The following is a 24088-nucleotide window of genomic DNA, read 5'->3' as shown; positions in this document are numbered from 1 at the left end:
AATATTTTACGGTCATTTGTTGGTTAACTGATTGATAAAGATATGGAATTTTGTCTGTGCATCATTAAGGACTATTGGAAATAAATGCCCATTTGTTGCACTATAAAGAGATGAGGAAAATGTGAAATGACGGTTCGCGTTGCAATTAATGGGTTTGGTCGTATTGGTCGTAATATTTTACGAGCAATTGTAGAAAGTGGACGCAAAGATATTGAAGTCGTGGCGGTTAATGATTTGGGATCAGTGGAAACCAATGCCCATTTGTTGCGCTATGATTCCGTCCATGGGCGTTTCCCAGGTCATGTGAAGGTGGTTGGTGATGCTATTGATGTTGGGTGTGGTTTAATCAAGGTATTAGCAGAGCGTGATCCAGTACGGTTACCATGGAAAGATTTGGATATTGATATTGCGTTGGAGTGTACCGGCATTTTTACGGCGCGTGATAAAGCAAGTGCTCACTTGGATGCGGGGGCAAAACGTGTTCTGGTGTCCGCTCCCTCTGAGGGCGCAGATCTCACGGTAGTTTATGGAGTTAATCATCACTCTTTAAGCAAAGAGCACCACGTTGTTTCAAATGCTTCTTGTACAACTAATTGCTTAGCGCCTGTGGTGCAAGTTTTGCACAATACAGTGGGTATTGAAAAGGGCTTTATGACAACAATTCATTCTTATACGGGTGATCAACCTGTATTGGATACAATGCATCGTGACCTTTATCGAGCACGCGCGGCAGCTCTTTCTATGATCCCTACCTCAACAGGAGCGGCAAAGGCTGTGGGATTGGTCTTGCCAGAATTAAAAGGTTTGCTCGATGGTGTGTCAATTCGTGTGCCAACGCCAAATGTGTCCGTGGTGGATTTGACATTCACTGCTAAGCGTTCCACAACAGTTGAAGAAATTAATACGGCCATTTGCACTGCTGCGCGCGGTTCACTCAAAGGTGTTTTAGATTATACGGAGGAAAAGCTTGTAAGTTGTGATTTTAATCATAATCCACATTCAGCTATTTTCCATAATGATCAAACCAAGGTAATCGATGGTCAGCTTTGTCGTGTGTTGGTTTGGTACGATAATGAATGGGGGTTTTCAAACCGCATGGGTGATACCGCAGTCGCTTTTGCTAAAACCATATAAAAGAGGGCCTCAAGGCCCTCTTTTATATTAAAAAATTGAATTTTATGATAAAAATAACAGCGCATTTTTTTGAAAAAAAGCGCGTCAAAATTGCTCTTAGTGTATGAGAGACAAGATAATGTTCAAATAATGGATGATGTGTTTTGTGTTTGTACAGCAAGGGTTGTTTTTTAAAACTTTATGAGAGAGAAGAGTTTGAAAAATTGTATTTGTTAGTGAGATAAAGTGTGAACAAGCAAAGTGTGGGAAAATAGAGTGACTGTTCTCTTTTTAGTAAAAGCAAAGCGAAAGTTTTGTGAAACAAAGGTTGTTGATGCATTTTTGTTTAAAACAATGGAAAATAAAAGGAAAATAGTGGATGGATTTTCATAGTTCTTTGATTGCAGATTGAGATGATTACGTAGAGCAAAGGTTGTTGATGCGTTTTTATTTAAAACAACAGAAAGTGAAGAGGAAATAGTGGATGGGTTTTCATACACTTGATGATGTTGATGTTGCTGGAAAGCGTGTTCTTGTACGAGTGGATTTTAATGTCCCCATGGCGCAGGGTAAAGTTTGCGATGAAATGCGTCTTCAACGACATAAAGAGACGCTCATTGAATTGCAAAAGCGCGGTGCTAAGCTTATTCTTCTGTCTCATTGTGGGCGCCCCAAGGGAAAAGTGGAGGCAGAATTCTCACTCAATCCGGTTGTGGAAGTGTTGGAAAAAATCATCAATCAACCAGTGACTTTTGCATCAGATTGTATTGGTCCAGCAGCGCAGATAGCGGTTGAGGCATTGCAAAACGGGAGTGTTTTACTGCTTGAAAATGTTCGTTTTCACTGTGGTGAAGAAAAAAACGATTGTTCCTTTGCTGAGGCTCTCGCCCATAATGGGGATCTTTATGTTAATGATGCTTTTTCCGTCTCTCATCGTGCCCATGCTTCGGTGGAGGGAATAACACATTTGTTGCCTTCCTATGCGGGGCGCTCTCTACAGCTTGAATTACAGGCATTGGAAAAAGGGCTTGGCAATCCAACGCGTCCAGTGATTGCATTGGTTGGAGGGGCAAAGGTTTCGAGTAAGCTTTTTGTGCTCAATCATTTAGTGGAAAAGGTTGATCAGTTGGTGATTGGCGGTGGTATGGCCAACAGTTTTTTAGCCGCCCAAGGTATATGTATTGGAAAATCACTGTGCGAAAATGCACTGATGGAAACGGTCAAAAAGATTATAGGAAAAGCGCGGGAATGCCAATGTAAACTTTTGCTTCCTGTGGATGCTATTGTGGGTTTTCGCTTTGAAAAAGATGCTCCCCATCGTCTCTATGATATTGGAGATATTCCAGAGGAAGGCATAATTTTGGATATTGGGACACGCTCTATTGCTCAGATCAATGCTGCGATTGATGAAGCTGCTACCCTTGTTTGGAATGGACCCCTCGGGGTTTTTGAGATGTCTCCCTTTGATCAAGGAACTATAACAGTGGCACGTCATGCAGCAGAACGAAGCTTGACAAAAAAATTGGTTTCAATTGCTGGAGGGGGAGATACGGTTTTTGCACTTAATCATGCTGGTGTTGCTGATGATTTCACTTATCTTTCTACCGCAGGGGGTGCTTTTTTAGAATGGATGGAAGGCAAGGTTCTTCCTGGTATTCTCGCTCTTATGCGAGCTTAAAGGCTGTATGGTCATGGGTTTTGTTAAGTGTATTGGCCGTATTACTGGTTTTGGAAATACGATAAAATAAAGAGGAATTTTTTATGAGTGAACGTCTTGAAGATATAGCTTTTGCTTTGGTGCATGCTGGTAAGGGTATTTTGGCTGCCGATGAAAGTACTGCAACAATTGGCAAGCGTTTTGAAAGCATTGGTGTTGAATCCAATGAGGATAACCGGCGCGCTTATCGTGAAATGCTTTTTAGTGCAAAAGAAGCCATGGAGAGTGCTATTTCGGGTGTCATCTTATTTGATGAAACTATTCGTCAAAAGGCATCTATGGGGAAAATGTTAACAGATGTTATCCGTGATGCGGGCGCTTTGCCAGGGATTAAAGTGGATACCGGTGCTAAGCCGTTGGCAGCTTTTCCCCACGAGACAATTACCGAAGGGTTGGATGGACTTCGTGAACGTTTAAAAGAGTATTATGCTTTGGGAGCGCGTTTTGCTAAATGGCGGGCGGTGATTGCCATTGATGCACAGACGCTGCCAACAAGGGGGGCTATCAGGCAAAATGCACAGGCTCTTGCTCGTTATGCTGCTTTGTGCCAAGAGTTGAAGATCGTGCCGATTGTTGAACCAGAAGTGTTGATGGATGGGGCATCGCGCGGGCATTCTATCGCGCGCTGCTTTGAGGTGACACAGGCTGTCTTAAATACAGTGTTTACGGAGTTGTTTGAAGCTCGTGTTGTTCTCGGGGGTATGATTTTAAAACCCAATATGGTGATTGATGGTAAAGATGCGCGCAAAGCTTCTATTGAAGAGGTGGCAGAAAAAACCGTTCAAGTGCTCAAACAGACTGTACCTGCAGCTGTACCAGGAATTGCTTTCCTCTCTGGAGGACAATCTGATGAAGAAGCGACTGCTCATTTATCGGCGATGAATGCTTTGGGGGCATTGCCTTGGAAATTGACCTTTTCTTACGGGCGGGCATTGCAAGCAGCGGCCTTAAAAGCATGGGCTGGTAGACATGAAAATATTGCCGCTGCGCAAAAAGCTTTTCGTCACCGTGCTCGCATGAACCATTTGGCTGCTTTGGGACAATGGACAAAAGAACATGAGCAGTCTTGTGCTTAGAAAAAGATAAATTTTCCATAAAATTTCGGTAAAGAGGTGGCAGAAAAAACCGTTCAAGTGCTCCAACAGATTGTGTCTGCGACTGTTGTAGGAATTGCTTTTCTTGTTTTGCGGATAATCTGATGAAGAAGTGGCAGCTCATTTATTGGCCCTATTTGTTCATGATGAATGCTTTGGGGGTATTGCCTTGGAAATTGACCTTTTCTTGATCGACGGGCATTGCAAGAAGCTGCCCTAACAGCATGGGCTGGTAGACATGAAAATATTGCTATTGTCCAAAAGGCTTTTTGTCATCGTGCTCGCATGAACCATTTGGCTGCTTTGGGAAAATGGACAAAAGAGCACGTGCAACTCTTGTGCTTAAATAAAAACAAATTTCCATTAGCGGCTTTTGCTTGATGAGATGATGCGCAAAAGGGTGGATGTGTTTTACCGAAGATACTTTGCACTTCTAGAGTGCGTTTTGATCAATGATTGTAGAAGTGATTGCCGTTGATGCGCAGATGCTACCAACAAGGGGGGGAGCAAAATGCACCCACTCTCGTTCGTTTGCTGCTTTGTGTCAAGCAATTAAAAATTATGCCGATTATTGAACTGGGAGTGCAATTACAATGCATTCATTGATAAAGACAATTCACCATTTTGCATATTGAATGAGAGATTCGCATATCATCAGATTCTCTCATTTCAAACCTCTTTCTATTGAAGCAACCAAAACCATTGGTTCGCCTGTCACAAGCGGGGGTAGTATGTAGATGAAAACCTTTACAAAAAAGCTTTAAAAAAGCTCCTCGTAAACCGTTTAAAATGCCAAAGGCTGTCGCAACACTGGAAGTTGCATATATAAGGACGGGTCCCTTTTTAAAGAATTCCATCGTGCGCTGTTTTGAGGTGACACAGGCTATAGTACAGTGTTTACAGAATTGTTTGAAGCCCATGTTATTTTTAAAGCTATGATTTTAAAGCCTCATAGGCCGATTGATGGTAAAGATGCGCGGAAAGCTTCTGTTGAAGAGGTAGCGGAAAAAACCGTTCAAGTGCTTAAACAAATTATACTTCCTGCTGTTCTAGGAATTGCTTCTCTCTTGTTTTAGGGAGGAGGCTCTGTTGTTTTTTCTCTGCATTATCACAGTCAAGTACAATCAACCGTTATTGTTCATCAGACAAGCAAAAAGCCCCGCATTGTAAAGCAGGGCATCTTTCCTTGGTAATTTTATACGTGCTTTTTATAAAAACTTGAGTTGTAAAAGCTGTGAAATTTTGTTCTGTTTTTGTCTCAAGCAGTTCATTGTTTTCAATGCGCTCAGATTTTATGAGACATTTTTCACTTTTTACAATAATAGGCTTTTACATGCCAAGATTACCAAAACGGTTTTTAAATTTAGAAACACGACCACCACGGTCTACGAGGGTTTGAGACCCACCTGTCCATGCTGGATGAGTTCTTGGGTCGATATCCAGATTAAGGACGTCCCCTTCTTTTCCCCAAGTGGAGCGCGTTGTATATTGGCTACCATCCGTCATAACGACGGTAATTCTGTGATAGTCGGGATGAATATTCGCTTTCATGCGTCAAACCTTTTGTGTCTACAAAATGAAATGGCACTTTTTCACTTTTTAAGTGCGCTTCCTTTGTCTTTTTGATAAGTTGTTTAAAATACCATTTCTATAACCGAGCACGCATCAAAAAACAAGTGTTCAAGATACATCATTGTATCAAGGGTTATGGACAATCTAATAGAGTGAGCGAATCCTTATGAATCTTTTTAATCATTCAGAAAAATCTACCACACCTTCTATAAAAAACTCTTCATTTTCTTCGCTTAAAACTTTTGGTCCTTATCTTATCCGTTATCGTTGGCTGTTTATTTTTGCTTTTTTCGCTTTAACGGTTGCGGCTCTTGTTACACTCGCTTTGCCCGTTGCTATTGGCAAAATGTTTGATCATGGTTTTTCTGCTTCAAGCCACGGGCATATTAATTTTTATTTCTTTATGTTATTTCTCTTGGCTTTGCTTCTCGCCCTTGCTTCGGCTTGCCGTTATTATTGTGTCATCACCTTGGGAGAACGGATTGTTGCCGATTTACGGCGTGATGTTTTTGTTCATATTATGAAACTTTCACCCGCTTTTTTTGATAAGTCTCATTCTGGTGAACTTGTCTCAAGGCTGCTTACCGATACAACGCAAATAAAATTAGCCGTTGGCTCAACCGCCTCGACAGCTTTACGCCATCTGATTGTGGTGATTGGCGCAATCGTGATGATGGTGATTACCAATGCGAAATTATCCGCACTGGTGCTGCTTGCTATCCCCTTTGTGGCTATTCCGTTAGTTATCTTTGGGCGCAAGGTGCGTACACGCACATGTGCGGCACAGGATCGTGTCGCAGATGCTAATGCTTTGGCAACCGAACAGGTCAGTGCTATTCGTACAGTACAAGCTTTTACCGCTGAAAAACTTGTTGCAACGCGTTTTTCACAGTTGATAGAACGCGCTTTTCAGACAGCGCGCGCTTCTGTGATCTTGCGTTCTTTTTTTACTGGCTTTGCCATTTTTCTGGTTTTTAGCAGTGTGGTTGCTGTGTTATGGATTGGTTCTCGAGATGTTTTAAATGGCACTATGACGGCGGGAGCTTTAGGTCAATTTGTGCTCTATGCCGTTTTTGGAGCAACTACTTTTGCACAATTATCGGAACTTGGCGCAGAATTAATCCAAGCTGTAGGGGCTGCTGAACGGCTTGCCGAATTGCTACAAGAACAGCCTACTATCTTAGCACCTCAAAATCCGTCACCTTTGGCAAAGCCTGTTCAAGGCGCACTTGTTTTTGATCAGGTGGATTTTACTTACCCTTCTAGACCAGAAGATAAGATTTTGCGTTCTCTTTCTTTTTCTATCAAAGCAGGTGAAACGGTTGCTTTTGTTGGTGCTTCAGGGGCGGGGAAAAGCACAATTTTTTCTTTAATTCTTCGTTTTTATGATCCAACAAGTGGAAAAATTTGCTTTGATGGTGTCGAGACTAATCGCCTCTCTTTGCAGGATTTACGTGGTGCAATTTCTTATGTTCCACAAGATGTTGCCATCTTTGATGGTACATTGCGCGATAATATTATTTTTGGGACAGAAAATGTCACCGAAGAGCAAATTATTGCTGCTGCTCAAGCCGCGAATGCCCTTGAATTTATTGAAGCCTTACCAAATGGTTTTGATACCGAAGTGGGAGAACGCGGTACGATGCTTTCTGGTGGACAAAAACAGCGCATTGGTATTGCGCGGGCGATTTTAAGAAATGCTCCCCTGTTATTGCTTGATGAAGCAACATCCGCTTTAGATGCAAACAGTGAAAAGCTCGTACAAGAAGCCTTAGAGGGATTGATGCAAAATCGAACAACATTGGTGATTGCTCACCGTTTGGCAACAATTTTAAAAGCCGATCGGATTCTCGTGATGGATAAAGGCGCCCTTGTGGAAGAAGGAACCCATGCAGAGCTTGTGGCAAAAAATGGCGTTTATGCTTACCTTGCTAAATTGCAATTTTCACCCGAATAGGCTCTGATGATACAAGAGCCAGTAATTTTAAGGGTATAAACACTCTCTTTTCAAGCAGGCTTATGCGTTTTAAGGACTTTTGAAAAAAGACAGGGCAAGAGGCGTTTAATTCTTGAATAGCTTTTTATTGTGTGAGAGAGAGCATTTTTTATAAAAAAGCTTTTTTGTACAGAATATCTTGTCTGTATAAAAATAAAATGATCCAAGCCAAAGACGCTCAATTCTTTCGTATTGTTGTAAGTTTGCAGAGCTGATAAATGGGAAAATAAGCGCTTTTTGTTGATGTAACTCAATAGGGTAAACAGAGCAGGTAGCATGTTTTGCTGTGTTAAGATTTTTAGTCTTTTGCTCCCTGTTTTATGGATTATGCTTTTTGAGGGCTTATAAGGCTTTTTTAGAGTGCATAAATCATCAGAGCAGTATAATTAAATACAAATTGTTATATTTTGCCAATGTAATCATCTCTATTTTGTGTATTATTTTTATTAAAATAGAATATATAGCTTCCCATAAAGCCGATATACACATAATGATACAATATCGATAAATCGGTAAGCGAGCTGTATTCAATGTTGGTGAGGATAAAAGAGAGCAAGAATGCTTGAAGAGATAAAAGAGGTAAAAGAGCTAATTAGTTTCATAGTAGAGGAAATGATTGCCATAATAGCTATAATTAAGTTCATTCGTGGGAAGAAGAAGAAATATAGGGTTTTAGGATTAAGCGTTATGATTTTAATCGCCATAGCGATAGGAGTGTGGTGGTGGTGGAATCTTAATATTGGTAGTCGCAAATCATAAGAATCAGAAATTATGCAAGATATATAAAAAGACCATTACACAAGAATAACAAAGGATTTTTTTAGAGTGCATAAATCATCAGAGCAGTATAATTAAATACAAATTGTTATATTTGCCAATACAAGTAGCTATATATTGTGTATTGTTTTTATTAAAATAGAATATGTAGTGCTTCTCAAAGCAGATATACACATAATGATATAATATCGAGAAATCGGTAAGGGAGCTGTACTCAATGTTGGTGAGGATAAAAGAGAGCAAGAATGGGTGATCACGATACTTTCATAGTTATAGTAGGAATAATCATAGCAGGGAGCATAATCTATAGCCTTTGGTTAGCAAATCATCAGAAAAAGCAATTAAGTGAACAACTTGAGCAATGTGAGAAATTACTGCAGATACGATATCGAGAGTGCGCGATATATCAAAATATTCTTGCACAAGGAGAGCAAAGGCTTTTTCAAAAAACGCAAAAAATATCAAAGGAATGGATTGCGCAATGGGATGAGGTAGTAAGGCAATGGGAAAGGAGTATACTGGAAATAAAAAATCCTGGGTATTTTTCTGAAATTAGTGACAAGCAGTATCCGGTGGTGGTGGCAGATATTTGTGCTCACGGATATGCAGATACATTTCTTCTTTATGAGGATGCGCTGAGAGTAAAATTTACTGCAGAGCAGATTGAAAGAATAAATGAAGTAATGAGGCGTACACTTTTTAAGGAAGCTTATCCTAAAGTCGTGCGATTAGTGAAACAGAATGGCATTAAATTGCGAAAGTTTGTGGATCCTTTGACGAAAAAAAGCGCTATAAGCCTACAATGATGTTGCTTCATTGGTGGTTATATATGATTGATGATATGATTACAGCTGAATATGAACAGCAACAAAAAGATAAAGCTTCAGGGCACTATAAAGAGCTAGCATCTATGGAAATCTACTTTGAAGATATACCTAAATACACAGAATATGAAACGCTAGAAAAGATATTGAGAGGATTTGGTAGTCTGCCTTGTAGCGGACTATGCATTTGTAAAAAGGTGCTTCTCTCATTATTGTATGATATTTCTAGTGATTATAAGGCAGCAAGAGAAACTTTTATTTACTATAAGATGCTTATTGATACGGTGAAAGAAGGATATATTGCCTTTGATGAAGATTGTTGTTACTCTACGGTTGAATGGGCAATGCAGGTTTGTAGAAAGAGAGATAAAGAAGAGAAAAAAGCCTTAGTATTTCTGAAGAGATGCCAACATTTGAAGAAGCTTACAAATTAGGTGTTGAAGCATGGATGAGGTCATCAAATGAGACATGTGATAACCAGTTGATCTTTTGGGAGAAGCTTATCAAATAAACAAAATTAGAAATTATCTTCGGTGATAAGAAGGTACAAGCATTGCAAGAGGCTATTGATAAAGAAAAAGAACGGTTTGAGAATGAAATACAATCAGCAACTCTCGCAAATAAATATTTGAATTACGATCAATCTTGTGCGCATTTCATAGGTTATTTGAAATAGTGGTTTAATAAGGGGGATAGGGGAATGCTGTATAAATCAATGAATTTGCCGGAATCTCTGTCACTGCGCAGTGGTGAAAAAGAGTGAAAAGTAATGAGAGACATATGTGAGAGCCCTTAGCAGAGAGAAGAGGCGTTTGGAGACAATCTTTTTCTTTTTGCGTAGTATCAAGAAAATATAAGAGGTAGGGGAGGCTTTTTCCTTGGATATTGCTTGTGAGAGCGTTTTGTTGTGATGGTGCTTTTTCTCTTATAGTTTATTTGTAGGGGAAATGAGGGTAACAGCAGGACTAGTAATATTTGCTCAGCTGTCATTGCATCTTTTGAAGTTTATGGAGGCATTGATTGTTAGTGATGGCTTTTTGTCACCATCTTATCCGTTATTTCCTATCGTTTCTATAAAGAAAGTTGAAAATCCTCCTCTCCATTGTTTTTCGAATTCTAAGGGGCTTTTTAAAACACAGTGTTAAGGCTATAAGGTTTAAATGCCTTTTTGAGAGCTCTTTCTCATTTGGTGGGGATGTGTTTATTGGCTAGCAAGAATATTTTTTTGCCAAAGATATCGTTTCCAACTTCTTTATCGGTGACAAAACCACCGATTTGGCCGACCATTCATATTCCAGCAGCCATATGCTAAATTTGTGAGCTATCTTCCCAATAACCATCGGTTCGACCAGAAGCGACATAAGCACAATCAAGAGCAGCAGCGCCAAAACGGCGAAGTCCAGAAACCTCCATCATTACATTGCAAGAGTGCAATGAGAGAGGTTGTATGGCTTGGGCGATCAAAAATGGGAGTGCCCATGGTCATAGCACATTTAAAATTATTCTTTTGAGGCTTAAATGCCTTTTTTGAGAACTCTCTCTAGTTTGGTACGAATAAGTTCATTGCCGGCAAGAATATTTTTTTTGCCAAGGATATCATTACCGCCGTCCTTATCGGTGACAAAACCACCGGCTTCGCGAACCATTAATATTCCAGCAGCCATATCCCAAATTTGTAGGTTGTCTTCCCAATAACCATCGGTTCGACCAGAAGCAACATAAGCTAAATCAAGAGAAGCAGCACCAAAACGGCGAAGTCCAGAAACCTCCATCATTACATTGTGCAGTTCAATGAGATAGTCCCCATGACCTTTGCGACCCAAATGAGGCATACCTGTGGCAATGACACAATCTTCTAACCTGCGTCGTGCAGAAACACGACAACGCCGGTCATTAAAAAAAGTACCACCACCACGTTCAGCAGTAAAGAGTTCATCACTTACCGGATTATAAACGACACCAGCAACAATTTTTCCTTGACTCTCCAAAGCAATGGAAACGGCAAAAAAAGGAATGCCATGGAGAAAATTTGTCGTACCATCCAGAGGATCAACGATAAAACGGTGTTGTGAATCTTCGCCAATGATTTCCTCAGATTCTTCCATCAGAAAACCAAATTTGGGGCGCGCTTTGCTTAATTCATTAAAAATAATTTTTTCTGCTTTACGATCTGCTTGGCTTACATAATCTGCTGGTCCCTTCAAAGACACTTGCAAATTTTGTACCTCACCATAATCACGCACCAGCGAACGTCCTGCTTTCATTGCGGCTTGCACCATGACATTCATAATTGCAGAATGTGCCATGTTTTGTTCCTTTATTTATCTTTTTCATTTGCACGACGCAAATAAGTTAATTCGTTGGTATCGACAATGACACGTTCACCAGAATTAATAAAGGGAGGGACAAGAATACGAATACCATTTTCAAGAATGGCGGGTTTATAAGAGGATGTGACCGTTTGTCCTTTAATGGCGGGGTCAGCTTCAGCAATCGTCACCACAACTTGATCAGGGAGCGATATGCCAATGGGCTTTTCTTGATAAAGTTCAACTGTAACAGTCATCCCATCTTGGAGAAAAGCAGCGCGCTCGCCAACAAAATCCTTTTGTAATTCAAGCTGTTCATAAGATTCTGAATCCATAAAAATGAGAGCATCACCTTGTTGATAAAGAAAGGTAAAGTCCTTTTGTTCAAGGCGCACGCGCTCAACTGTTTCAGCAGAACGAAAGCGCTCATTGAGTTTTGTGCCATCAATGAGGTTTTTCATTTCAACTTGATTAAATGCACCACCCTTTCCTGGTTTGACAGCATTGCATTTCACAGCAACCCATAGGCTGCCTTGATGCTCAATTACATTACCAGGGCGAATTTCATTGCCATTAATTTTCATCGTCTCTATCCAGTTCTATTCCTACAAAAAGAGCTCTCTTCTTGTCCTTATGGCTCTTTTTCTCGTTGTTTTGGCAGCGAGCTTTCATGTTGTTTTTAAGGTAAGCCCCCTTATTATTCTTGCGGTAGGCTCCTCTCGTCATCTTTGCGGTAAGCTCTTTGCTTGTCTTGGCGGTAGACTTTTTTACACTCTGAGAGAAAAGCCTAGATAAGTGCCGCAAAAAAGAGCTTTTCAACCCTCTGCAAGATCATAAAAAATGCCAAGACGCAAGCCTTTTAAAAATTTACACAAAGATTTTTGCATAAAGAGTATTATGGGGAATGTATTAAGGGGGATGAAAATTTATTTTTTGAAAACAAAAGGGCGCTTTGTTGCTTCTTTGCGTGTTTTTCCAATTGTATATTGTTTGATCTTTCATAAAGCAAAGCTGTCGTCATTTTTATTGTAAATACTTTCAAATTACTTTATGAATTGAAATATGCTTTGGTCGCATACGCGGCGACCAAAAGGGATTCAAAAACCCTAAATCCGAGCGTAAATCCGAGCGTAAAAATGAACCCGCTTTGTGGGTGTCCCAGAATTCCGAGAGTTTTTGCCATGTCCAAGTGCTTCCAAGCACTAAAAGCAAAAAAGCTGACTCGGATTCAGTGTTTTTGACTCCCGGAATACCAATGCGAGGGCGCTTGCAACCGGCAGGGGGAAAATGCAAGGTGAAAATCCTCATAACAACATTTTCAATGACAAATTCATTGGCAAAAAAATTCGCTTTAAACGAAAAATGCTGAAAATGTCTCAGAAAACCTTAGCGGATCACTTGAGAGTCAGTGCCCAACAAATTCAAAAATATGAAACAGGATTAAATCGTGTGAGTGCGGGGCGTTTAAAGGAAATTGCTGTTATTTTAAATGTTTCCATTGCCTTTTTTACGCTGATCTCTTTACAAAACAACACACCCATCATGATGAAGTCGCATCCAGCAGAGAAGAATATTTGCTTTTAAAAAATTTTAGAGTCCTTGCTAAAGTAAAACAAAGAGCAATTTTACAATTAATCTCTGAGCCAAATGAAATCTAAAGAGAGGGCACTACACACTCTGTTTCTCTGCATATAGGGATCGTTTAAAAGGGCGGTCTCGGAATGCTTGAAAGTTTATTTGGTCAATCTGGAGTAGCGCTTAGCGCATCATTTTATTTTGTATGTTTTAAGCATAAGCCTTAAATGCTGTGGGAGATAATGGTCGTTTTTAACAATGCGTAAAAATTGATGACTTAATGCTTGATTGGATACCTATATGTGGTAGTACAGTTATCAAAAAGTTGCTTTTCTTTCTTGTGTGAGAGTTTCTTAAGAGAAAGTAAAAATAAAGGGGGGAAAGAAGTTGTTAAAGTATTTATTGCTATCACCGCTTGTGTTGGCGGCGGGGTGTGCGTCTATAGGTCTTTCATAAAATTATGTTGGTCACGGTGTTACGAAGAACACTGCAAAATTCATCGCTAATGATTATATTCACGTTATCAAAAGACCCTTACCACCAGCAACAAGCACAGTTATTATAAAGAAAAATAATACAGCAGACAATTTTACTCCTTTGTTTATTGATCTGTTGCGGGAAACTGGATATAATGTAATTTATACAGATCAGCCCCAAAAGCAGAAAAACATGGGGGTGAATTTGTTTTACACACTCACACCACAAAATGATGGACGTATAATATCTGTTCTTCAGTATGAGTGGGCTGGAGAACCAAGTTATTATCTACGTATTTATCTGAATAAATGAACCCGCTATTTAATGGGGACATTTTCTATATTTGAGACGTAAAGACTTAAAAATTCTTGCGAAAAACAAAGAGCTTTACGCCTCAATAAAAAACCTCATTTTTAGTAAGAATGGAATAAATTTTTTCTGTCTTCATAACGATACGAGAGTTATGACTTTAAAAACAACGAAAAAAGCTCTATACTTCCATGCGTTCATTGGGTGAAACATGATATTTAGATAAAACCAACAAGTTATGTAAAGATGAGAGAAATTTGATTCCGTTGATTTTATTAGCTTATTTTTCTATTTACCCTGAACCTTTTATTTAAATATGTAACCAGATTTTCCAGTATGATGTTTGATCTTATTTTTATTGACCGTATAGTAAGAGTATACAATAAGGCGTGCGAAGGGCAATAGTGCGTTTCAAACATAAGGGCTTAAAATTGTTTTATACAATAGGTTCTACAAAAGCTATTCGACCAGATCACGTAAAAAATTACGCGTTATCGTAACGATTTTAACAAGTGCTACTACGCTTGAAATATTGAAAGCACGTGGCCTTTAAAATGCATCCTCTTAAAGGTGAACAGATACTATTCCATAGGGGGGAATGGAAATTGGCGTGTTACTTTTCGTTTTATAGGAACAGATGTGGAGCTTGTTGATTATCAAGACTACCTTTGATGAAAGAAACAAAAACAAATGATGCATAATCCTGCACATCTGAGTGAAGTTCTCAAAGCCGCTTTCTTAGAAGGAATGGGGTTATCAATACAAAAATGAGTTGATCACTTCCATATGACAAGAGCTTCTCTCTCAAGAGTGATTAACGGACATGCTTCTATGAGTACCGAGTTTGCCGTTAAATGAGAGTTGGCTGGTTTTAGTAAAGCAAAATTTTGGTGAGATATGCAAATAAACTATAATTTATGGCAAACAATGTAACAGCTACAACTACCTATTACTCCTCTGGTTTCTGATACACTTCAAACGCTCCTTTGATTTCGTTGATCATTGTGCGCTGGTACTTTGTTTTTAGCTGCTAGCTATTCCCCTCGTTTTTTTAAGTTTTTTAATTGCTTCTATTGTTAAGCGTTTTCTATCGACTATTTTGATATAAAAGGGGTGTCATTTTGTCTTCCTTATTCAATGAATACGGCAGCAAACAAAGATGATAAAAGCCTCAGAGTTGTTCAAAGGCAAAGCAATTTTATACCCCTTTATAAGGTGATAAAGTCCGCTTGTGAATTGATGACCATTAAAGAAAGCTCTTTGCAGACAATAATCCCTTGATTATACTTGATATGATGAAAGAAAAATGTAAAAACTTCTTCTTATTGATGGGGAAGGAGCATTCATGATAAAGCAAGGCATGATGAAAAAAAACGCAGCGCTTTTCACTCTAATAATGATTTATTTTGCAAGTGTTGTCACTGATGCAAATTCTACGAAAACATCTGAAGAAGCCGTTAATCTTGAGCGTTCTTTAAATACTATTCAAACAAATTCAAACTCTAACAAACCTTTCCAACCTTTGCAGGCTGGAGAATATGATAAAGCTTATGATTATTATATCCAAGGCTATTATCTGAAAGCTTTTCGTGAGGCACTCCAGCGCGCTGAACAAAATGATCCCTTTGCCCAAACTTTGGTTGCTCGAATTTACATGGAAGGGTGTGCTGTTCCCATTGATGGTGCACGCGCTGCTTTGTGGTTTGGACGTGCAGCAAAACAAGGCGATCCACAAGCGCAATTGCGTTATGGGCTTATGTTATTTGATGGTAACTTTATTACCAAAAATCAAGAACTTGGTGAGGAATTTATTCGCAAAGCGGTAGATGCTGGTGTTAAAGAAGCTTATTTTTATTATGGCGAATTGCTTCTTTATAAAGCCGCCCGTGAAAAGCAAATTCTTGCTGGTGTTAGCAGACCAAGTCGTGAAAATGAAGTAATAGAACAAGCACTCAAATGGTTTTTAAAAGGGGCTGCTCTTGGTGATCCTGAAGCTGCTTTTGCCGCGGCAAAAATTCTTTCTCTTGGAACTTTAACGCGACCAAAAGATGACCGCAATGCACGTAAACTCATGGAAGTTGCGGCGCAAAACAACCATACCACAGCACAAATTCTCTTAGCCCAATGGCTCGTACAAGGTCGTGGAGGAGAAACTGATTTTCAACGTGCTTTTCATTTGCTTCTCAGCAACGCCCGCAACATGATCGCACCAGCACAAGTTTCTCTTGCCAGACTTTATCGAGATGGCATGGGCACAAAAGCCGATATAGTCATGGCAGCGGCATGGTATATGCTCGCACAGCAAGCAAAAATACAAGCACCCGATCTTGAAATGATGCTTGAAGGAATGGATGATACACAACTAGAAAAAGCACGCAAAGAAGCAACCAATCTTCTTGTTATTTTTTAAAACACAAACCTATCACGTTTTTTCGGGCCTTTTAAACTTTATGTCCATTCTTCAAAATCATGACGTTAGATCCGCATTTGTTGAGGGGGGCCCTTAGTTATTGAGACGCGCTTACACATTTTTCTTGCATTTTTTTAAGAAGTGGCAAGGGATTGTTGCTCCCAAAGATAACTTCTTCTACGGCGATAAATTCACAGGCGGTCTTTAGAACCTCATCAAAGGTCGAAAAATCACTGCCCGCTTGGATAATAGAAGGGATTTCCATAATCTCTGCCCACCACCCTGCAAGCTGCAAATTGCGCGGATGAGCATGCGGCTTTCTATCTGCACCAAGTTTGCCAAAAAAGAGATAATCAACACCAGCTTCTCCAGCAACCATCGCACTATGGCGATTGCGAATATTGCCAAAGCCGATGATCTTTTGTGCTTTTTTCTGATCATATAACTGTTCGAGAGTGGTAAGATCACCCTCTCTATGAAAACCATCAGCCTTTACCCGTTCAGCAATGCGACATTCACCAGCAATGAGAAGGGCTGCGCCATTGTTTTGAATATCTTGCGCATAAGTTTGGGCTTGTTTTTGTAAAAAAGCTTCATCCCCTTTAGAGTCATAAATAAGAACACTTACAAAAGCGTTCGTTGCCAAAATTTGTTGTAAAAAAGCAGGGGTGAAAGTGCGTCGAACATCTAATGTCAAAATCAATTGAGCAAAAGAGGGGGAATCAATCCGTTTATCTTTATGTTCTGTCATACAAAACCTTTGTTTTTTTATATAAAGCAATTTAACACTTAAAAATTAAAACTTCATCTTATAAATGTTCTTTGTTACAATAAAGGGTTACTTTTATGACTGATGGGAGTTCCTTTATGGGATACAAAAATATTTTGAACCATAAGATGCATCCTGTTCAACGTGATACACGCATTGATGTGTTTCGTTCTTTAGCTTTATTGACGATTTTTATCAATCATATTCCCGGAACTCTCTATGAGTTTTTTACCCATAGAAACTTCGGTTTTTCTGATTCAGCAGAAGCATTTGTTTTGCTTTCAGGCGTTTCTCTTGGATTAAGCTTTCATGCGCGCTTACAGTACAAGCCTTTTACTTTCATGGTACGCAAACTCTGGTACAGGGCTTTGCAGCTTTATGGGGCATATCTTTTTACCACATTTGCAACTTTAAGCCTTTTTGTTGGTGCTTTTCTACTCTGTCGGACAGAAAAACTCTTAACTATGAATAATATTGGTCTCTTTTTCACACAACCGTTCATGGCATTTTTGAGCACTTTCAGCTTTGGGCACCAATTGGGATATAACAATATTTTACCACTTTATATTATTTTGATGCTGTTTGCGCCTCTTGCTCTTTATTGGAGTTGTAAACATAAAGGCTTGCTGCTTTTGGGCTCGTTCATGCTCTATCTGATCTGCGGATTTTATGAAATTGCTCCACCTTCTTACCCCATAGAGGGAAAATGGTTTTTAAACCCCTTATCTTGGCAACTGTTATTTGTTATAGGGTTGACCACCACTTTGTCTCTCAAACAAGGAAAAACTATCGCCTTTCAGTCTTTTTTCGTTGTTTTGGCAGCTTTGTATCTTCTGCTTTCATTGTTATGGGTGCGTTTCAATTGGTGGGGTGTTTTGGGATGGCTTGGTTGGTCTTCCCCCTTGCTTAATTTTAATAAAACTTTTTTAAGTTTACCACGTCTTTTCCATATTGTGGCACTTGCAGCTCTCATCCTTTGTTGGCCCCGCTTGCATAATTGGTTTTATGTCTCCAAACAAAACCCCTTAGCAATTTTAGGAAAACACAGCCTTCCTGTCTTTGTAACCGGAACTGTTTTTGCTATGTTTGGACAAATTTTAAAAACACTGATGACGGGAACGTTTTTTTCCGATACTCTCTTGATTATAAGTGGCATTGTTCTGCAGTTTGGGGTCGCCTACTATTGTGAAAAACGTCGAGCTCTTCAACGGTTTTCTTTGGGGAAGATCATCCATTCGTAACGCTGTCTTATAACGCGTTAACCTTAGAATAAGAAGCGCGTTGCGTAAAAGTTTTAAAAGAGGTAGTCAAATTCAAAAAATGCATTCTAAACAGCAAAAAAAGAAACTTTTTCATTCTCTTTTCGTTGAGTAGCATAATTTTTGTGCTGATATTTGGAGTATAAAAGCGTGAGTGCACATAAACGTCCCTATGATGAACCCATTATCATGATCGAGCATAATGCTTTTGAAAATGCTTTTAACCGTCTCTATGAAGAGACCATGAAGCTCATTGAAGAAACAGCAACTTATATTGATACCGAAGGTAAATTAGCAGTACGCGCTCTTTCAACAGAAATGTCTGCGATGTACGCCAAAGAAGCTATGTATTTAAGTACACGACTTATGCAAATTGCTTCTCAACTTCTGCTTCTTCGTGCTGAACGCGAAGGAGAAATGTCACAAGAACAAATACAAAAAGAAATAGCTAAAGTATCCCTTCATACACCAACATTGCAATTAGAAAATGTTCATTGGCACGAGTTGCCAGAAGTGTTCCGCGGCTTTGTCGATCGTTCACTTCGGCTAGAAGCTCGTATGCAATATATGCGCATTGGCAAAGAAGATGGTTCTATCGATGTTTTGGAAGAGGATAATCCGGTGGGCAAACAAATCGAATTGTTGAAAACCGCATTTGGTCGTTCTTAACAAATTTTGCCGCATAGTGCTTTTTCATTTGGTGCTCTATTCGCTCTTTTGAGGCATATAGGCAGATGTCGATTAACTGCTTTACTTAATATTCGTTTGCTTTTGTTTTCTTTACTCTCTAACCTCTTTTAGAGCATGGCAAAAGTGTATAGGTTGGAGAATATGGCAGAGACGATTCGTATTATAGGTATTGATCCCGGACTACGGCGTACAGGGTGGGGAGTGGTCGATATCTCCGGTAATCGCTTCCAATTCGTTGCGGCAGGGACGGTGTCTTCTGATGTACGCTGTGATCTTGCTTCCAGACTTTGCCAGCTTTACAAAGGGCTTTCAGAGATTGTTCATCGTTTTATGCCCCATGAAGCCGCCGTGGAGCATGTGTTTGTGAACAAAGATGCTACCGCAACTTTAAAACTTGGTCAAGCGCGTGCTGTCGCTTTGCTTGTTCCAGCACAAGCAAATCTTCCCGTTTTTGAATATGCTCCAAATAAAGTCAAAAAATCGGTTATTGGTGTTGGGCATGGTGATAAAGAACAAATTCATATGATGGTAAAAGTTTTGCTGCCACGGGCTGAATTTGATAGTAGTGATGCGGCTGACGCCCTTGCTCTTGCGCTATGTCATAGTATGCACCGCACCAGCCTCTCTGATCGTGCAAGGGTGGTGGCATGATAGGTAAGTTGGAGCGTCTTTTTAAATGCATCTTTGCTGATGATATTCTGATGATGATTTTGCTGCCACGGGCTGAATTTGAGTGCAGTGATGCGGCTGATGCCCTTGCTCTTTTCTGGTTTGTGCCTCATAAGAATGTTCATACCTCTTATCATGCAAAGGTTGTGATATGATGAGAGTTTGCGATATGATCGGACTTATAGCATGATTGGTAAATTAAAAGGTACTCTTGAACATATCTTTGATGATCATATCCTTGTGGATGTTCATGGGGTGGGCTATGTGGTTTTTATCTCAAATCGGCTGCGTGCTTCTTTACCAGCTGTGGGGGAGGCGTTAAACCTTTTTATTGAAACCCATGTGCGTGAGGAAGCCATTCGCTTGTTTGGTTTTGCGACAAGAATTGAACAAGAGTGGTTTTGTATGCTGCAAAATGTTCCTGGTGTGGGAGCCAAAGTTGCCTTGGCAATTTTAGGGACTTTATCACCAGATGAATTAGCACAAGCGATTGCCTTAAACGATGTGACAATGATTAGTCGTGCTCCAGGCGTTGGTAAAAAAGTTAGTGAAAGAATTGTTCGTGAACTGAAAAGCAAAGCTCTTCCCTTTAACGAAAATGCTCTCCATAATGTTTCTATTCCCCATTTGGAAGAGACCAATCAACCAACAAATGAGGCGCTTGCTGCTTTGATCAAGCTTGGTTTTGAACGTGATCAGGCAGCACGGGCTCTTGCTTTAGCGATGAAGGCTCTTGAGGGGGAAAATATTTCCTCGGCACTGCTTATTCGTCATAGTCTCAAATTGCTTTCTCCTCCTACTTAAGTATAAGGTAACAATGCATAAAGATGAAGATCAACGCCTTTTGGGGGCTGCACCCCTGCAAAACGATCCAGATCGTTCCTTAAGACCACAAGTGCTCGATGACTTTATTGGTCAAGAAGCAGCGCGGGCAAATTTGAAAATATTTATTGAAGCAGCTAAAGCACGTCATGAAGCACTCGACCATGTGTTGTTCGTTGGACCACCTGGTTTGGGGAAAACAACGCTCTCACAGATTATGGCTAAAGAATTAGGCGTTAATTTTCGCTCTACTTCAGGACCAGTTATTGCTAAAGCAGGAGATTTAGCAGCTCTCTTAACCAATCTAGAAGAACGTGATGTCTTGTTTATTGATGAAATTCACCGTCTCAATCCAGCAGTGGAAGAAATTCTTTATCCAGCCATGGAGGATTATCAACTGGATCTTATTATTGGCGAGGGACCAGCGGCACGTTCAGTCAAAATTGATCTTGCTAAATTTACACTAGTGGCTGCAACCACACGTTTGGGACTTTTAACCACGCCACTACGAGACCGTTTTGGTATCCCCATTCGTCTCAATTTTTATACTATAGAGGAGCTGGAATATATCGTTCAACGTAATGCACGGCTTTTCTCAGTACAGATTAGTGATGATGGGGCTCATGAAATTGCACGTCGTGCACGTGGTACGCCACGAATTGCTGGGCGGCTTTTACGACGGGTTTGTGATTTTGCACTGGTGAGGCGGGCAAAAAAAATTGATCAAAAAGTGGCTGATGAAGCGCTTTCACGCTTGGAAGTTGATCATCTTGGTCTTGATCCACTTGATCGCCGCTATTTGTTACTCATTGCTGAAACTTTTTTAGGGGGACCGGTGGGCATTGAAACCATTGCTGCGGCTCTTTCTGAACCGCGTGATGCTTTGGAAGATATTGTTGAACCCTATCTGCTCCAACAAGGATTTATGCAACGCACTGCCCGTGGGAGAATGCTTACAGAAAAAGCTTGGAGCCATTTAGGGCTTTGTCCTCCACCATCTCAGACTTCACCTCAAAAACGTTTCGACACAAGGGAGAGTGCATCACTTCAGGCAACTTTATGGGATGGGGAAGATGACTAAAACATCTTTTTAAAAGATAGCTATAACGTGTTTTTCTATAATAGATGTATCATAGGTGGGCGAATGCTTACAGAAAAACCTTGGGGGCTGTAAGGGCTTTGTCTAAAGATTCCACTATTTTACCACAAAAACACGTTCAACTGCTCCATACACAATGAATGATTTTAGACAATTTTATAGGATAGAGCAGATGACTGAAACAAATTTTTTAATAAGCACTCCTACGAATGAGTTTCATAATTTTCAAGTGCGTGTTTATGTTGCTGATACAGATTTTTCTGGCGTGGTTTATCATGCGCGTTATCTCGAATTTTTTGAACGGGGACGTTCAGAATTCTTACGCGTTACCGGTTTTAATAACAAAATGTTAGCAGCAGGTGTGGAAGGGGAAAAATTGTTTTTTGTCGTCCGCCATATGGAGCTTCATTTTTTACGACCAGCACAGATTGATCATCTGTTAATAGTTAAAACACGAATTCATCGTGTGCAAGGGGCTCGCTTTTTTATGGAGCAACAGATTTTCCATGAAGATATGATGTTGGTAAGGGCAAAAGTTGAAATTGCTGTTATTAATGAAACAGGAAAACCACGTCGTTTACCCAAAGAGCTTTTTGCAACACTTGTTGTTTAATACTGTATTCACTTTAAAAACAGATATTGTATGAACTCTTTGCCTAAAGAGAGAAGGGAATTTGTTTTTTAGATTTAGAAACTATAAAATAATCTGCTTTATTCTATTTAATAAACGAACCTTTCAGTTAGAGGGACAAAAATTATGCAGCATGTAGAACTTACGAATCCAGAAATTATTGGGATATTGCATTTGTTTATGCAAGCGGGTTTCGTTGTGAAAGCTGTGATGATTTTGTTGCTGTTGGCTTCGGTATGGAGCTGGGCAATTATTTTTGATAAAATCTTCACTTATCGCAGAATACGGCGTGAAATCAAAAAATTTGAACGCATATTTTGGTCCGGAAAGGCACTAGAAGATCTCTATGCAGAATGTAAAAGTCAGCGCACTAATAGTATATCAGCGGTTTTTATGGCAGCGATGGTGGAGTGGAAAAAGTCCCTTGAAAAAGGAATCCATACATCGATAAGTTTGCAGAGTCGGATTGATAAGGCTATGGATCTGACTATAGGGCGCGAAAGTGCAAAAATAGAATCAAAATTAGGCTTTCTTGCAACACTTGGCTCAGCAGGACCTTTTATCGGTCTTTTTGGAACCGTTATTGGTATTATGGGATCCTTTCTTTCTATTTCAGCCTCTCAAAATACTTCGCTGGCCATTGTGGCACCAGGCATTGCCGAAGCACTGTTGGCCACCGCTATTGGTTTGTTTGCAGCAATCCCAGCCGTGATTGCCTATAACAAATTGACCAGTGAAAGTGCACGGATTATTGCACAAATAGAAAATTTTGCTGATGAATTTTCGACAATTATATCACGGCGTCTCGATGAAACACGTACAACAAATTCATCATTATAAGGGGGATTGCTTATGGGCGTTTCTGTTGCTTCTTCTTCGCAAAAAAAAACACGCCGGCGGCGTCGTTCACACAGTCAACTAATGAGTGAAATCAACGTTACACCCTTTGTGGATGTTATGCTAGTTTTGTTGATTATTTTTATGGTTTCTGCGCCACTTTTGGTCAACGGTGTTCCCCTCGATTTGCCTCATAGCCAAGCAGGACCTGTGCGAATGGAGAAGACACCACTCACAGTTTCACTCGATGCGCGAGGGCGCTTGGCTATTAATCAAGAGTATTATGAGACAGCTGAAGCTTTGATTGCACAACTCAAAAACCAATTGGAAAAAGATCCTACACAAAAACATCAACGTATTTTTGTGCGTGCTGCTAAAACTGTTGAATATCAACAAGTGTTAAAGCTACTCGCTGATATTCAAAAAGCAGGTTTTTCACAAGTAGCGTTAGCTAGTCTCGCACAATAAAATGATTATAAACTGTCACATGTTGTTTGCAAAACAATATGTGAGTGATTAAAAATAAAAAATGCAAGGTAGAGAGATGAACAAAGACTCTTATCATAGTATGAAACGAGGCTTGGCTTTATCCCTTGCGCTACACGTTATTTTTCTTAGTTGGGGGGCTATTACCTTCATTAATCCCGTTTCTTTGCCACAACAGTTGGAAGCTATTCCCATCACCCTTGCTCCTTTGACACAAGAGTTTTCTTCTCAGCAAGGCTCTGTGGAGGCTCCCCTGCGGGCAATTCCCGCAGTAAAACCAACTACTAAACCGCAAGAAAAAGAGTATGCACGCCATGTAGGAGAGGGACAGATAGACAGTTCTGCACCTTTTAAACCAAAAGAAAAACCCCGACTTGTTGAAACAACATCCACACCATCAGGAGAAGAGAAAGCGCCGGAAAAACCTTTCCCAGAATTGACTAAACAAGAATTATCAAAAACAGAAACACCTTTGAAAAGGCAAGAAGATACGCCAAAGATTACGCCTGAAGTGCCTTTGGAAAAGCAAGAAGATACGCCAAAGATTACGCCTGAAGTGCCTTTGGAAAAGCAAGAAGATACGCCAAAGATTACGCCTGAAGTGCCTTTGGAAAAGCAAGAAGATACGCCAAAGATTACGCCTGAAGTGCCTT

23 protein-coding genes and 6 pseudogenes are annotated in these 24088 nt (G+C 40.0%); 25 read left to right on the top strand and 4 right to left on the bottom strand.

Translation table 11 applies throughout. From position 1 onward, the window contains the following. Window positions 1-126: 126 nt before the first annotated feature. From gap to ABD917_RS00240, 6 genes and pseudogenes are all read left to right on the top strand, one after another. Window positions 127-1134 carry a type I glyceraldehyde-3-phosphate dehydrogenase gene (gene gap, locus ABD917_RS00265; RefSeq protein WP_345118091.1) on the top strand — a complete coding sequence of 336 codons (1008 nt, stop codon included), beginning with the start codon at window positions 127-129 and terminating at the stop codon, window positions 1132-1134. Between the two features lie 463 nt (window positions 1135-1597). Next, on the top strand, window positions 1598-2791 hold the full coding sequence (locus tag ABD917_RS00260; RefSeq protein ID WP_345118090.1) for a phosphoglycerate kinase: 1194 nt from the start codon (window positions 1598-1600) through the stop codon (window positions 2789-2791). An 83-nt stretch (window positions 2792-2874) separates the two neighbouring features. Then, window positions 2875-3906, top strand: coding sequence for a class I fructose-bisphosphate aldolase (locus ABD917_RS00255; protein ID WP_345118088.1), 1032 nt, complete (start codon window positions 2875-2877; stop codon window positions 3904-3906). Window positions 3907-3936: 30 nt separating this feature from the next. After that, a pseudogene (locus tag ABD917_RS00250) lies at window positions 3937-4305 on the top strand (class I fructose-bisphosphate aldolase); the annotation flags it as partial. 71 nt (window positions 4306-4376) lie between these two features. Next, window positions 4377-4499, top strand: coding sequence for a hypothetical protein (locus ABD917_RS00245; RefSeq protein ID WP_345118087.1), 123 nt, complete (start codon window positions 4377-4379; stop codon window positions 4497-4499). Window positions 4500-4776: 277 nt separating this feature from the next. Beyond that, a pseudogene (locus ABD917_RS00240) lies at window positions 4777-4991 on the top strand (class I fructose-bisphosphate aldolase); the annotation flags it as partial. Window positions 4992-5253: 262 nt separating this feature from the next. On the opposite strand, the gene rpmE reads toward ABD917_RS00240, so the two are convergent. Continuing rightward, window positions 5254-5475, bottom strand: coding sequence for a 50S ribosomal protein L31 (gene rpmE / locus ABD917_RS00235; protein ID WP_345118086.1), 222 nt, complete (start codon window positions 5473-5475; stop codon window positions 5254-5256). A gap of 187 nt (window positions 5476-5662) precedes the next feature. Between rpmE and ABD917_RS00230 the strand changes: the two genes are divergently transcribed. The 4 genes from ABD917_RS00230 (at window position 5663) to ABD917_RS00215 (ending at window position 9527) form a co-directional block, all read left to right on the top strand. After that, window positions 5663-7453 carry an ABC transporter transmembrane domain-containing protein gene (locus ABD917_RS00230; protein WP_345118085.1) on the top strand — a complete coding sequence of 597 codons (1791 nt, stop codon included), beginning with the start codon at window positions 5663-5665 and terminating at the stop codon, window positions 7451-7453. A 597-nt stretch (window positions 7454-8050) separates the two neighbouring features. Beyond that, entirely contained in the window at window positions 8051-8251 is a 201-nt protein-coding gene (locus ABD917_RS00225) for a hypothetical protein (RefSeq protein ID WP_345118084.1), read from the top strand. A 263-nt stretch (window positions 8252-8514) separates the two neighbouring features. Beyond that, entirely contained in the window at window positions 8515-9075 is a 561-nt protein-coding gene (locus ABD917_RS00220; RefSeq protein ID WP_345118083.1) for a hypothetical protein, read from the top strand. Window positions 9076-9098: 23 nt separating this feature from the next. After that, on the top strand, window positions 9099-9527 hold the full coding sequence (locus ABD917_RS00215) for a hypothetical protein (protein WP_345118082.1): 429 nt from the start codon (window positions 9099-9101) through the stop codon (window positions 9525-9527). A 1080-nt stretch (window positions 9528-10607) separates the two neighbouring features. Here the strand turns inward: ABD917_RS00215 and ABD917_RS00205 are convergent. Continuing rightward, window positions 10608-11399, bottom strand: a complete 792-nt coding sequence (locus ABD917_RS00205; RefSeq protein ID WP_345118081.1) for an inositol monophosphatase family protein — start codon at window positions 11397-11399, stop codon at window positions 10608-10610. An 11-nt stretch (window positions 11400-11410) separates the two neighbouring features. Continuing rightward, the gene (gene efp, locus ABD917_RS00200) at window positions 11411-11986 is read right to left on the bottom strand and encodes an elongation factor P (protein ID WP_345118080.1); all 576 of its coding nucleotides are present in this window, start codon (window positions 11984-11986) and stop codon (window positions 11411-11413) included. A gap of 49 nt (window positions 11987-12035) precedes the next feature. On the opposite strand from efp, the gene ABD917_RS00195 reads away from it, so the two are divergent. From ABD917_RS00195 to ABD917_RS00175, 5 genes and pseudogenes are all read left to right on the top strand, one after another. Further along, window positions 12036-12197, top strand: a complete 162-nt coding sequence (locus ABD917_RS00195; protein WP_345118079.1) for a hypothetical protein — start codon at window positions 12036-12038, stop codon at window positions 12195-12197. A gap of 460 nt (window positions 12198-12657) precedes the next feature. Continuing rightward, window positions 12658-13060: pseudogene (locus tag ABD917_RS00190) on the top strand (helix-turn-helix domain-containing protein). A gap of 304 nt (window positions 13061-13364) precedes the next feature. Then, window positions 13365-13766 (top strand): annotated as a pseudogene (locus ABD917_RS00185) (hypothetical protein). A gap of 687 nt (window positions 13767-14453) precedes the next feature. Further along, a pseudogene (locus ABD917_RS00180) lies at window positions 14454-14696 on the top strand (HigA family addiction module antitoxin). 412 nt (window positions 14697-15108) lie between these two features. Next, window positions 15109-16173: a tetratricopeptide repeat protein gene (locus tag ABD917_RS00175; RefSeq protein ID WP_345118078.1), complete on the top strand. Its 1065-nt coding sequence runs from the start codon at window positions 15109-15111 to the stop codon at window positions 16171-16173. Window positions 16174-16270: 97 nt separating this feature from the next. On the opposite strand, the gene ABD917_RS00170 is transcribed toward ABD917_RS00175, so the two are convergent. Next, complete coding sequence (locus tag ABD917_RS00170; RefSeq protein ID WP_345118077.1) at window positions 16271-16924, bottom strand: thiamine phosphate synthase; 654 nt, start codon at window positions 16922-16924, stop codon at window positions 16271-16273. A 116-nt stretch (window positions 16925-17040) separates the two neighbouring features. Here ABD917_RS00170 and ABD917_RS00165 point away from each other — a divergent pair, with 116 nt between their 5' ends. The 10 genes and pseudogenes from ABD917_RS00165 to ABD917_RS00120 form a co-directional block, all read left to right on the top strand. Next, the gene (locus ABD917_RS00165; protein WP_345118377.1) at window positions 17041-18183 is read left to right on the top strand and encodes an OpgC family protein; all 1143 of its coding nucleotides are present in this window, start codon (window positions 17041-17043) and stop codon (window positions 18181-18183) included. A 168-nt stretch (window positions 18184-18351) separates the two neighbouring features. After that, window positions 18352-18870 (top strand): DUF1465 family protein, encoded by a 519-nt coding sequence (locus ABD917_RS00160; protein WP_345118076.1) that lies wholly within the window; start codon window positions 18352-18354, stop codon window positions 18868-18870. A 162-nt stretch (window positions 18871-19032) separates the two neighbouring features. After that, window positions 19033-19542, top strand: coding sequence for a crossover junction endodeoxyribonuclease RuvC (gene ruvC, locus ABD917_RS00155; RefSeq protein WP_345118074.1), 510 nt, complete (start codon window positions 19033-19035; stop codon window positions 19540-19542). Beyond that, entirely contained in the window at window positions 19539-19715 is a 177-nt protein-coding gene (locus ABD917_RS00150; RefSeq protein ID WP_345118072.1) for a hypothetical protein, read from the top strand. Before ruvC ends, ABD917_RS00150 begins: the two co-directional genes overlap by 4 nt. Window positions 19716-19746: 31 nt before the next feature. Next, a complete protein-coding gene (gene ruvA, locus ABD917_RS00145; protein ID WP_345118071.1) occupies window positions 19747-20364 on the top strand; it encodes a Holliday junction branch migration protein RuvA in 618 nt (205 codons plus the stop codon). A gap of 13 nt (window positions 20365-20377) precedes the next feature. Continuing rightward, a complete protein-coding gene (ruvB, locus tag ABD917_RS00140; RefSeq protein WP_345118070.1) occupies window positions 20378-21463 on the top strand; it encodes a Holliday junction branch migration DNA helicase RuvB in 1086 nt (361 codons plus the stop codon). A gap of 190 nt (window positions 21464-21653) precedes the next feature. Beyond that, on the top strand, window positions 21654-22094 hold the full coding sequence (gene ybgC, locus ABD917_RS00135) for a tol-pal system-associated acyl-CoA thioesterase (RefSeq protein ID WP_345118069.1): 441 nt from the start codon (window positions 21654-21656) through the stop codon (window positions 22092-22094). A gap of 144 nt (window positions 22095-22238) precedes the next feature. Further along, window positions 22239-22952, top strand: coding sequence for a protein TolQ (gene tolQ / locus ABD917_RS00130; protein WP_345118068.1), 714 nt, complete (start codon window positions 22239-22241; stop codon window positions 22950-22952). Window positions 22953-22964: 12 nt separating this feature from the next. Beyond that, complete coding sequence (tolR, locus tag ABD917_RS00125; RefSeq protein WP_345118067.1) at window positions 22965-23417, top strand: protein TolR; 453 nt, start codon at window positions 22965-22967, stop codon at window positions 23415-23417. A gap of 76 nt (window positions 23418-23493) precedes the next feature. Continuing rightward, window positions 23494-24088 (top strand): annotated as a pseudogene (locus tag ABD917_RS00120) (cell envelope biogenesis protein TolA); the annotation flags it as partial.

It is taken from the genome of Bartonella pachyuromydis (assembly GCF_039543065.1).
Lineage (GTDB): Bacteria > Pseudomonadota > Alphaproteobacteria > Rhizobiales > Rhizobiaceae > Bartonella > Bartonella pachyuromydis.
This window is presented reverse-complemented; position numbering and strand designations above follow the sequence as displayed.